This is a genomic window from Desulfovibrio sp., from assembly GCF_035644575.1.
Lineage (GTDB): Bacteria > Desulfobacterota > Desulfovibrionia > Desulfovibrionales > Desulfovibrionaceae > Desulfovibrio.
The window spans coordinates 1-11,502 of sequence record NZ_DASQOG010000033.1; the positions used below are offsets into that span (position 1 = coordinate 1).

11 protein-coding genes and 1 tRNA gene are annotated in these 11,502 nt (G+C 60.9%); all 12 read left to right on the forward strand.

The window, feature by feature from the left end:
• The first annotated feature begins 82 nt into the window (after window positions 1–82).
• A tRNA-Val gene (locus VEZ52_RS01380) sits at window positions 83–159 on the forward strand.
• Window positions 160–321: 162 nt separating this feature from the next.
• On the forward strand, window positions 322–2,253 hold the full coding sequence (thrS, locus tag VEZ52_RS01385; RefSeq protein ID WP_324835212.1) for a threonine--tRNA ligase: 1,932 nt from the start codon (window positions 322–324) through the stop codon (window positions 2,251–2,253).
• Window position 2,254: 1 nt separating this feature from the next.
• Window positions 2,255–2,791 carry a translation initiation factor IF-3 gene (gene infC / locus VEZ52_RS01390; RefSeq protein ID WP_022657788.1) on the forward strand — a complete coding sequence of 179 codons (537 nt, stop codon included), beginning with the start codon at window positions 2,255–2,257 and terminating at the stop codon, window positions 2,789–2,791.
• 121 nt (window positions 2,792–2,912) lie between these two features.
• Window positions 2,913–3,110 carry a 50S ribosomal protein L35 gene (rpmI, locus tag VEZ52_RS01395; protein ID WP_022657789.1) on the forward strand — a complete coding sequence of 66 codons (198 nt, stop codon included), beginning with the start codon at window positions 2,913–2,915 and terminating at the stop codon, window positions 3,108–3,110.
• Between the two features lie 317 nt (window positions 3,111–3,427).
• Complete coding sequence (rplT, locus tag VEZ52_RS01400; protein ID WP_192112319.1) at window positions 3,428–3,781, forward strand: 50S ribosomal protein L20; 354 nt, start codon at window positions 3,428–3,430, stop codon at window positions 3,779–3,781.
• A gap of 328 nt (window positions 3,782–4,109) precedes the next feature.
• Window positions 4,110–5,147, forward strand: a complete 1,038-nt coding sequence (gene pheS, locus VEZ52_RS01405) for a phenylalanine--tRNA ligase subunit alpha (RefSeq protein WP_324835213.1) — start codon at window positions 4,110–4,112, stop codon at window positions 5,145–5,147.
• 18 nt (window positions 5,148–5,165) lie between these two features.
• Entirely contained in the window at window positions 5,166–5,588 is a 423-nt protein-coding gene (locus VEZ52_RS01410; protein WP_324835214.1) for a translation initiation factor IF-2, read from the forward strand.
• Between the two features lie 30 nt (window positions 5,589–5,618).
• Window positions 5,619–8,027, forward strand: coding sequence for a phenylalanine--tRNA ligase subunit beta (gene pheT, locus VEZ52_RS01415; protein ID WP_324835215.1), 2,409 nt, complete (start codon window positions 5,619–5,621; stop codon window positions 8,025–8,027).
• 78 nt (window positions 8,028–8,105) lie between these two features.
• Window positions 8,106–8,459 (forward strand): MerR family transcriptional regulator, encoded by a 354-nt coding sequence (locus VEZ52_RS01420; protein ID WP_192112323.1) that lies wholly within the window; start codon window positions 8,106–8,108, stop codon window positions 8,457–8,459.
• Window positions 8,460–8,565: 106 nt separating this feature from the next.
• Entirely contained in the window at window positions 8,566–9,285 is a 720-nt protein-coding gene (gene rpe, locus VEZ52_RS01425) for a ribulose-phosphate 3-epimerase (RefSeq protein ID WP_324835216.1), read from the forward strand.
• 11 nt (window positions 9,286–9,296) lie between these two features.
• Window positions 9,297–11,303, forward strand: a complete 2,007-nt coding sequence (tkt, locus tag VEZ52_RS01430; protein WP_324835217.1) for a transketolase — start codon at window positions 9,297–9,299, stop codon at window positions 11,301–11,303.
• Window positions 11,304–11,347: 44 nt separating this feature from the next.
• The coding region (pgk, locus tag VEZ52_RS01435; RefSeq protein WP_324835218.1) for a phosphoglycerate kinase at window positions 11,348–11,502 on the forward strand (155 nt) is incomplete at its 3' end.

Consider the following 11,502-nt stretch of genomic DNA (forward strand, 5'->3'; position numbering starts at 1 on the left):
TTTCAGAGATAAATTGCGGCAATGTGTCAAAAAAGTGTTGACGGCGGCATGGGGAGTAGCTATATAACCGCTTGCCTCATGTAGGAGCGTAGCTCAGGTGGCTAGAGCACTTCCTTGACACGGAAGGGGTCAACAGTTCAAGTCTGTTCGTTCCTACCAAATGACTCTTCGGGGATAGTTCCCCTAAACGGCGGAAGGCCTTGGCCCCGCCCATAGCACAGGTCGCTTTATGCGACCCGAAGACCGGATTCGGCGCAGTGGGGAGGTTTACCTCCCCACTTTGTTTTATGTGCCTCCGGGTATTTTTGTAAGGAGCTTTTCATGGAAGTCCGTGTGGAAGGGCAGATGGTAGAAGCCGGTGATTCCGTTGCTTCTGTCCTGCAAAAAGCCTTGAGCGGCAAAAAGTTCAAGGCGGCTGTGGCCGCGCGCGCCGATAACGGCGTTCTGCTGGATCTTTCCGCCCCCCTGCCTGCCGGCTGCGCCGAGCTTGCGCCCGTGTACGTCGACTCGCCCGAGGGGCTGCAAATGATCCGCCATTCTACCGCCCACGTCATGGCGGCGGCGGTCAAGCGTCTCTTCCCCACTGCCAAGGTCACTATTGGCCCCTCCATTGATACCGGCTTTTACTACGACTTTGACGTGGAAAAGCCTTTTTCCAGTGAAGATTTCCCTGCTATTGAAGCGGAAATGCAGCGTATTGCCGGTGCGCGCGAGCCTTTCACCTGCAAGGTGCTGCCCAAGGCGGAAGCCATCGAAGTGTTCCGCAATATGGGCGAGGCCTACAAGGTTGAGCTGATCGAGAGCATCGATGCCGACACGGTGTCGCTCTATACCTGCGGTGATTTCACGGATCTGTGCCGTGGCCCCCACGTGCCGCACACGGGTTTTGCCAAGGCGGCAAAACTCATGAGCGTGGCCGGGGCCTATTGGCGCGGTGATGAAAAGAACCGCATGCTTTCGCGCATTTACGGCACTGCCTTTGCCGACCAGAAAGCTCTGGACGCCTACCTGAAGCAGCTTGAAGAAGCCAAGCGCCGCGACCACCGCAAGCTTGGCCGCGAGCTGAGCCTCTTTACCTTCAAGGAAGATGTGGCTCCCGGCATGGTCTTCTGGCTGCCCAGAGGCATGATGGTGCGCACCATTCTTGAAGATTTCTGGCGTCGCGAACATCTCAAGCGCGGGTACGAAATCGTGCAGGGGCCGCAGTTGCTGCGCGTGGAAACGTGGCAAAAATCCGGCCACTACGACCACTACCGCGAAAATATGTATTTTACGCAGATCGAGGAAGACGCCTACGGCGTCAAGCCCATGAACTGCATCTCGCACATGCTCATTTACGGCAACGAGCTGCACAGCTATCGTGATCTGCCCCAGCGCTATTTTGAACTGGGCGTGGTGCACCGCCACGAAAAGAGCGGCGTGCTGCACGGGCTGTTGCGCGTGCGCCAGTTCACGCAGGACGATGCACATATTCTGTGCGCGCCCGAGCAGCTTGAGGGCGAAATTCTTGAGGTCATCCATCTTATCCGCGACCTCATGAATCTCTTCGGCTTCCAGTACAAGGTTGCCGTTTCCACCCGGCCCGAGAGCAGCATCGGCACGGACGAAGCGTGGGAGCTTGCCACCAACGCGCTCACTAAGGCTGTGGAAAAAGCCGGACTGCCCTACGAGATCAATGAGGGCGACGGCGCGTTTTACGGCCCCAAAATTGACGTGCGACTGCTTGACTGCATTGGCCGTGAATGGCAATGCTCAACGATACAGGTTGATTTTACCCTGCCGGAACGTTTTGACCTCACCTATGTGGGGCAGGACGGCGAAAAGCACCGTCCGGTCATGGTGCACCGGGCTATCATGGGGTCGCTTGAGCGGTTCATCGGCATTCTCGTTGAGAACTTTGCCGGTGCGCTGCCCACATGGCTTGCGCCCGAGCAGGCCCGTCTGCTTACCGTGACGGAAGCGGGCGACGAGGCCACCCTCAAGATGTGCGAAGAACTCAAGGCGATGGGCATTCGCGCCACCGCCGATACCCGCAACGAGAAACTGGGCTTCAAGGTGCGCGAGGCGCAACTGGCCAAGGTTCCGTATATTCTGGTGGTGGGGGAAAAAGAAGTGCAGGCGGGCGGCGCCAATGTGCGCCTGCGCAATGGGGACAATATGGGGCTCAAATCCGTAGCGGAAATCGCCGCGCTGATCCGGACGGACGCCGAAGAGCCTTTCAAACAAGGAGGGATGCGCTATAGCTTCGCCTAATATGAGATTCCGTCGCGACATGCCGCAAGACGGCGTGCGTCGCAACGAGATGATCCGCGCCCGTGAAGTGCGCGTGATCGCCGCCGATGGCGAGCAGCTTGGAATTCTGCAACGCAACGATGCTATTGACCGGGCCAAAGAAGCCGGCATGGATCTTGTGGAAGTGGCTTCCACTTCTGAACCGCCCGTTTGTCGCATAATGGACTACGGCAAGTTCAAGTACGAACAGCAGAAGAAGAAGCAGGAAGCCAAAAAGCGGCAGGCCGTGGTGCAGATTAAGGAAATCAAGGTTCGTCCCAAAACTGACGACCATGATTACGAAACCAAGGTCCGCCACATCCGCCGTTTTCTTGAAGAGGGTGACCGCTGTAAGATTACGGTGTTTTTCAGGGGCCGCGAAATTGTGCATAAAGATCGCGGTATGGCCATTCTTGAACGGGTTGTGCAAGACCTTGCCGATATCGCCAAGGTGGATCAGGAAGCCCGCGCCGAAGGCCGCACCTTGCAGATGATGCTGGTGCCCAAAAAACAGTCGTAGACCGCCTGTGCGGGGGAAATGAATTTTCCCTTGCGTGGTTCGGAGCTTTGGGGCATTATGCCCTTCCCTCGGTGCGCCCGTAAAACGGCGTCCGAGTGTATACGTTTTTAAGGAGTACGCCATGCCCAAGATCAAAACCCGGCGTTCCGCCGCCAAGCGTTTTTCGCAGACCGGCAGCGGCAAGTTCAAGCGTCGCCGCCAGAACCTGCGCCACATTCTGACCAAGAAGGCAGCCAGCCGCAAAATGCGTTTGGGTCAGTCCACCCTCGTGGATCAGACCAATGAGAAGGCTGTGCGCCGGATGCTGCCCAACGGCTAATTTGCTTGTCTTTTTACTTGCTGACTGCGGCAGCCTACGCGGGCGCGCCTCGGTCACATAGACTGCTATGCTCCGCTTCGGCGCGCCGCTTGGCTTTCTTGTCCGCAAGTAAAAATCCTGCGCAAATTGCAGCGTGAGCTGTAGCGCAAAAGGCAGATTCTGACGGGAAAAGGTAATTCAGCGCGATGCTACGGCATCGGCGGCGCATGCGGAGCCGCGACTGACGTTCAATCCGCGTCTCTCACTTGAGAGCCTGAAGTTTTTTACGCTCCCCAACGGGCATTCCTCCGCCTAGTTGGGAGAAGGAGGCAACGCATATGCGTGTGAAGAGAGGTCTTGCAAGTCATCGTCGTCATAAAAAATATTTGACCGCAGCCAAGGGTTTTCGTGGTGGTCGCAGCCGTCTGTACCGCACCGCGCGCGAGGCTGTGGAACGCTCGATGCAGTATTCCTATGTGGGCCGCAAGCAGAGGAAACGCGATTTCCGCACTCTGTGGATTCTCCGCATCAACGCCGGCGCGCGTCTGAGCGGTCTTTCCTACAGCCGCTTCATGCACGGCCTCAAGCAGGCCGGCATTGAACTGAACCGCAAGGTTCTGGCTGACCTTGCCGTGTATCACAAGGACGACTTCGCCAAGATCGTCGATCTGGCCAAGGCCGCTCTGAATTAAGAGCGGTGCTCCCCGCGCCGGAGGGAGACCTCCTGGCAGCGACGCCTGTGTCTTATAGGGCGCAGCGCGGCTTGCGGGAGCGGGGCCTTGCATGGTATAAGGCGCGGGCGGTGCACAAGCGCCGTCCGCGCCTTGATTTTTTTGTGTCGCCGGGGATTGCCCGGCGGGCAGGGCGAATTCATGCCGTGAGGATGCGCAGGCCGCAGAAATGGCAGGATGTTCCGCAGGGCAGGGCCGTCAGGCCAAGCCGCAAGCGGGTGCCGTCATTTCCGTTATTCTGCGCCTCCCTTAACAAAAAGCCGCGCCGCGCGGCATTGGGATATCCGCTATGGATCTGATTTCTGCACTGGAAAGCCTGGTTCCCGAACTTGAAAAAGGTCTGGGCCAGGCTTCTTCGTTGGATGCCCTTGAGGCTTTGCGCGTGGATGTTCTGGGCCGCAAGGGCCGCATAGCCCAGATCATGGCCCAGTTGCCCGCGTTGGCCCCGGCAGAGCGCCCCGCCGTGGGCCAGACCGCCAACAGCGTCAAAGAACGCTGCAACGCCCTGTTTGAAGCCCGCAAGGCCGCTCTTGAAGCCGGACGCGAGGCCGAAGCGCTGCGTCGTTTCGATCCTTCCGTTCCCGGTCGCGCGCCCTGGCGCGGCAGCCTGCATCCCACCACTCTGGTGACGGAAGAAATCTGCAAGATTTTTCAGAATTTGGGCTTTGACGTGGCTTCCGGCCCGGAAGTGGAAATCGACTACTACAATTTTGAAGCCCTGAACATGCCGCCCGAGCATCCCGCCCGCGACATGCAGGATACCCTGTATGTCACCGAAAAGGTGCTCATGCGCACGCACACCTCGCCCGTGCAGGCCCGCACCATGCTGGCGCGCAAGCCTCCTCTGGCCGTCATTGCCCCCGGTAAGGTGTACCGGCGCGACAGCGACCTCACCCACACCCCCATGTTTCATCAGATCGAAGGCCTCATGGTGGGCGAGGGCATCAGCATGGCCCATCTGCGCGGCACGCTTACAGCCTTTGTGCGCGCGGTCTTTGGCGCTGAAACCCAGGTGCGCTTCCGTCCCAGCTTCTTCCCCTTTACCGAGCCTTCGGCAGAAGTGGACATCTCCTGCTGCATGTGCGGCGGCAAGGGCCACATTGGCGATGCACCCTGCCGCGTGTGCAAAACAACGGGCTGGGTTGAAATCCTTGGTTGCGGCATGGTCGACCCTGCCGTGTTTGAAGCCGTGGGCTATCCTGCGGATGTCAGCGGCTTTGCCTTTGGCATGGGCGTGGAACGCGTGACCATGCTCAAGTACGGCATCGGTGATCTGCGGATGTTTTTTGAAAACGACGTGCGCTTCCTTGGCCAGTTTGCCCGGTAGGACACTATGCCAAGCGTCATGAGCCCCATCGCTGGCAGCAATGCCTCCATGCGCGCAGGCCGCCTCAAGGCGCTGCCCGTGTGCCTTATGCTGCTGGGTCTGCTGGCGGCTGCCCTGCTACCCGACAGCCAGAGCTGGCTGGCGGCGGATGAAGCCCAGGCCGCCTCAGCCTATACCCCGCGCCATTCAGGCATGGATGCGCCGGGCGAACCCAAGCGCATCGAGACCTTGCCCAGCAAGAACGCGGGGCGCACGGCAGAAGGCGGCATGGGCTATACGGACGCTTACGGCAACACCATTGACGACCGCCAGCCGGAAGAAAAACCCGCTCCCAAACGCCCCAGACCCGGGGCCTACGGTGTGGGCGCGGGCCAGAGCGAGCGCTACGAGCGCCCACTGCCCGATCCGCAAAATCAGACTCCTGCCTGGAGTTTCAAATAACCACGCCAAGGCGCGGAAACAGGACGAACTATGCTGCTCTCACTTTCATGGCTGCGTGAATTTACTCCGTATGAAGGAACGGCTGAGGCGCTGGGCGACCGCCTGACCATGCTCGGCCTTGAGCTGGAAGACATCAGTCGGCCCTACGATGCCATAAGCTCCATTGTGGTGGGGCATGTGGTTTCGTGCGACAATCATCCGGAATCCGACCATCTGCACGTCTGCAAGGTGGACGCCGGGCAGGGCGAGCTGCTTGATATCGTTTGCGGCGCGCCCAACGTGGCTGCGGGCCAGAAAGTGCCTGTGGCCCTGGTGGGCACCAAGATGCCCGACGGCATGGTGATCAAAAAAGCCAAGCTGCGCGGCGCACCTTCTTTTGGCATGATCTGTTCCGAGCGCGAGCTGGGCCTGACCGAAGACCATACCGGCATCATGGTGCTTCCTGAAAGCTTTGTGGTGGGCAAGCCCCTGGTGGAGCAGCTTGAGCTGGACCGCGAAGTGCTGGATATCTCCATCACGCCCAACCGCGCTGACTGCCTTTCAGTTCTTGGCCTCGCGCGCGAAACGGCGCTGGCCTGCAACCTGCCGTTCTCCATTCCCGAGCTGCCGCTGGAGCTGGATTCCGGCGCAGAAGTGCTGGTTCCCATTGATATTGACGACCCCGAGCACTGCTGGCTGTATTCCGGCCGCGTCATCACGGGCGTCAAGATCGGGCCTTCGCCCATGCGCCTGCGCCACCGCCTGCATGCCGTGGGTGTGCGCCCCATTTCCAATATCGTGGACGTGACCAACTATATTCTGTTTGAATGCGGTCAGCCCCTGCACTCCTTTGACATGGACAAGCTGGAAGGCGGCCGCATTGTGGTGCGCCGCGCGCAGGAAGGCGATACCTTCACCACGCTTGACGGGCAGGAACGCGCGCTCACCGCAGCCGACCTCTGCATCCGCGACGGCGCTCGTGCCGTGGCCCTTGCTGGCGTTATGGGCGGCCTGAACAGCGAAATTTCCGATGCCAGCACCAATGTGTTTCTGGAAAGCGCGGTCTTCAAGCCCGCGACCATCCGCAAAACATCGCGTCGTCTGGGCCTCTCGTCCGAAGCGTCCTACCGCTTTGAGCGCGGCATCGACCAGCAGCGCACCGTGTGGGCGCTTGACCGCGCCTGCGCCATGATGGCCGCCGTCAGCGGCGGGCGTGTGCAGCGCGGCCTTTCCATCAACGAACCCCGCCCCTTCAAGGCGGCAAGCATTGAATTCCGCCCCGCGCGGGCCGATTCCCTGCTGGGTGTGCAGCTTGGTGCGGACTTTGATGAAAAGGTGCTCACCGGCATGGGATGCAATGTGGACAAGGGCGAAAGCAGCCCGGTGTGGCGCGTGAGCCAGCCCTCCTGGCGGCCCGACCTCACCCGCGAGGCTGATCTGATTGAAGAAGTGGGCCGTGTGCACGGGCTGGATACCATTGCCCCCGTGTTGCCCGCCATTGCCCGCAACCTCGACCGCGCAGGCGAGCCGGAATCGCGTTACGGATTCTGGTCGCGCCTCAAGCACTGGGGCGCTGGCCTTGGTCTCAACGAAGCCGTGAACTACAGCTTTGTGGGGCATAAGGACATGGATCATCTCGCCATGCCGCGCGAGGGCCGCATTTCCATCATGAATCCGCTCTCGGCGGAGCAGGACGCCCTGCGCACCGCCCTGGCCCCCGGCCTCATGTACGACCTGCGCAACAACCTCGCTCAGGGCGCACAGGGCCTGCGCCTGTTTGAGCTTGCCAATATTTTTGAAGCTGACGCCGCATCTGAAACCACCGCCCGCGAAACGGGCATGCTGGGCGTGCTCCTGTATGGCGCGCGCTACGACACGGCCTGGCCCCAGGCTGAGGGCGACATGGATTATGCCGACCTCAAGGGCGTGGTGGAAAACCTGCTGCACTATCTGCATCTTGGCGCGCCCAGCTATGAACTGGCTCAGGAGCATGCCTTTTTGCTGCCCTGCGTGAATATCTTTGTGGATGGTCGCGCCGTGGGCTTCATGGGCCGGGTCAAACCCGCCATGGCAGACGAATACCACGCCCGCAAGGACGTGTGGCTGGCTGAAATGAATCTCGACATCCTGCGCGAACTGCACGATGCCGCCACAGTGCGCTTTGCATCCCTGCCGGTGTATCCGCCTGTGCGGCGCGACATCACCGTGACTGCCGGGCCGGGCCTCAAGGTGGCCGACATCACTGCCCACGTGCAGGGGCTCAAGCTGCCCCTGCTGGACGAAGTGACCCTGGTCGACTGCTTTGAACCCAAGACGGAGCAGGGCGGGGAACCCGTGCGCAACCTGACCTTCCGGCTCACGTTCCGCCATGCGGAGCGTACTCTCAAGGATACGGAAGTGGACAAGGAGCGGGAGAAGGTGGCACAGTCGCTTGTAAGCGCTCTGGGCGTAAAGATCTAACACAGTGCGCGCAGGCCCGGCTTTTTCGGGCCTGCGCAATTCCGGCACATTTTCAGAGAGTGTCAGGAGGGGTATGACATGTCGGACCACACGCCCGACAATACCTACCGCATAGGTGAGGTCGCAGAACTGCTCGACCTCAAAACCCATGTGCTGCGCTTCTGGGAAACTGAGTTTCCCCAGTTGGCGCCGCTGCGCACCGGTAAGGGGCAGCGCCTGTACACGGAAGAAAACGTGGCCCTCTTGCGGCGTATCCGGCAGTTGCTGCACGAGCAGGGCATGACCATTGAAGGCGCGCGCCGCGTACTTGCGGGAAGCGCCGTGGTGGATGAAAGCCTGCCCGAACGCGTGGCGGCGGTGCCGGACCCGGATTTTATGCGCATGCTCCAGCGGGAGCTGATCTCGTTGCGCCGTCTGCTCAGCGAAAAATAGGCTGCGTCCTGCTGGCGCAACAAAAGATTTCAGGGAAGGGACGCGGGGGAGGCGACCCTTTCTGTTGGTGGCCCTCCCCCGCAAACACGCTCACCCCGATATAATCATGATCTTATCGCCCTCATTGCTGTCTGCCGATTTTGCCCGTCTGGCTGAAGAGCTAGGCGCTCTTGAAGCCGCCGGAGTCACCTGGCTGCATCTGGACGTGATGGACGGGGCTTTTGTGCCCAACATCACCTTTGGTCCCCCGCTGATAAAGGCTCTACGGTCTGTCAGCGGGCTTTTTTTTGACGTGCACCTCATGGTGAATGATCCGGCCCGCTATATTGCCGATTTCCACAAGGCCGGGGCAGACATGCTCGTCATCCACGCCGAGGCCGACAAGCACCCGCAGCGCACCCTCACGGCCATCCGGGCCATGGGCTGCAAGGCGGGGCTTGCCCTCAACCCCGGCACGGATGTGAACGCGGCCCGCTGGCTGGCGGCGGATATGGACATGCTGCTGCTCATGAGCGTGAACCCCGGTTTTTCGGGTCAGGCATTCATCCCCGCCACGTTCGACAAAATTCGCGCGGCCAGGCAAATGCTTGACGCCAACGGCGGGGCAGAGGCGCTCATCCAGATCGACGGCGGCGTATGCCCCGAAAACACGGCCCTGCTTGTGGACGCCGGGGCGGAAGTCCTTGTGTCCGGCTCGGCCTTTTTTGGTCACAAACCTTACGACAAACGGCTTGCCGCCTTTATGGCTCCGCTTGCGGGCAGAATGCCCCGCCATGCGGAAGATGCCCTGAGACGCCGCGCCGCCAACCATATCACGCAAAAATAGAGGAAAGAGTCATGCCCACCCGCAGACAGTGCGCCAACGCCATCCGCGCCCTTGCCATGGACGCCATTGAAAAAGCCCGCTCCGGTCACCCCGGCGCACCTCTGGGTATGGCCGACATGGCCGAAGCCCTGTGGCGTCACGGTTTCAAGCACAATCCGAGCAATCCCCGCTGGTTTGACCGCGACCGCTTTGTGCTTTCCAACGGCCATGCCTCCATGCTGCTCTATGCCTTGCTGCACCTCACGGGCTATGATCTGCCCATGGAGGAGCTGCGCAATTTCCGCCAGTGGGGGGCCAAAACAGCAGGGCACCCGGAATACGAGCCTGATCTGGGTATTGAAATGACCACCGGCCCGCTGGGGCAGGGCATTTCTTCCGCCGTGGGCATGGCGCTGGCCGAAAGCATGCTGGCCGCCCGCTACAACACGCCCGAGCACACGGTTGTGGATCACCACACCTATGTGTTCACGGGCGACGGCTGCCTGATGGAAGGCGTTTCGCACGAAGCCTGCTCTCTGGCTGGCACCTGGGGCCTGGGCAAGCTCATTGCCCTTTACGACTCCAACGGTATTTCCATTGACGGCAAGATTGACGGCTGGTTCAACGAAGACGTGGCGGGCCGCTTCCGCGCCTACCACTGGCAGGTCATCGGCCCCATCAACGGGCACGACGCCGCAGCCCTGGACGCCGCCATTGCCGAGGCCAAGGCCGACCACAGCCGTCCCAGCCTGATCATTTGCCGCACCCATATTGGTTTTGGTTCGCCCAAGGCCGATTCCGCATCCTGCCACGGCTCGCCCCTTGGCGACGATGGCATTGCAGCCACCCGCGCGGCTCTGGGCTGGACCGAAGAGCCCTTTACCGTGCCGCAGGATCTGTATTCCGCGTGGGACGCGCGTGAAAAGGGCAAGGCTGCCGAGGCTGCCTGGGAACATGCCTATACCGCCTACGCCAAGGCCAATCCCGAGCTTGCCGCAGAATTTACCCGCCGTATGCGCGGTGAACTGCCCGAAGACTGGGCCGCCATTGCGCGCGGCATGATTGAAGAAGCCGTGAGCAAGGCCGAAACAACGGCAACGCGCGTGGCTTCCAAGAAAACCCTTGAATGTCTCGTGCCGCGCCTGCCCGAACTGGTGGGCGGCTCCGCCGACCTCACCGGCTCCGTGGGCACGCTGACCAGCGCCTCCGAGCATATGGACGTGCAGACCCACAAGGGCAACTATGTTTCCTACGGCGTGCGCGAATTCGGCATGAGCGCCATCATGAACGGCTTTGCCCTGCACGGTGGGTTCATCCCCTACGCGGGTACGTTCATGTCCTTTGCCGATCAGGCCAAGAACGCCTTGCGACTGGCTGCCATCATGGGTATCCGCGCAGTGTGGGTGCTGACGCACGACTCCATCGGCGTGGGCGAAGACGGCCCCACCCACCAGCCTGTGGAACAGCTCGGCATGCTGCGCCTCATGCCCAATTTCAACCTGTGGCGTCCCTGCGACACGGTGGAAACCGCCGTGGCCTGGCGTAGCGCCCTTGAAAGCGTCCACACGCCCACCGGGCTTTCGCTCTCGCGCCAGAATCTGCCTTTCTGCCAGCGCGACGCCGCCCAGGTGGAAGCCATCGCTCGCGGCGGCTATGTGCTGCGCGACTGCGAAGGCACGCCCGAGATCATTCTTATCGCCACTGGTTCCGAAGTGTCGCTTGCCCTTGAAGCCGCTGACCAGCTTACCGCAGATGGCCGCAAGGCCCGCGTGGTCTCCATGCCCTGCGCCGAGATTTTTGACGCGCAGGACGCAGCCTACAAGGAAAGCGTGCTGCCTCACGGCGTGCGCGCCCGCATTGCCATTGAAGCCGCCGCTGCGGATTACTGGCGCAAGTATGTGGGTCTGGACGGCGCGGTGGTCGGTATGGAGCGCTTTGGCGCTTCCGCCCCTGCCAAGATAGTTTTTGAGCGTCTGGGCTTTACCGTGGCGCATGTGCTGGAAGTGGCGGAAGGCCTTTTCCGGCAGCTTGGAAAGTAACTGGCCGACAGAAAGAAGCAAATCCTCTTACAGGGAGAACGCATATGCCCATCAAGAAAATGCAGGATCTGGACCTGACCGGCAAAACCGTTGTGATTCGCGAAGACCTGAACGTGCCCATGAAGGACGGACAGGTATCCAACGACAAGCGCATCCGCGCTTCGTTGCCCACCATTACCACGGCCCTTGAAAAAGGCGC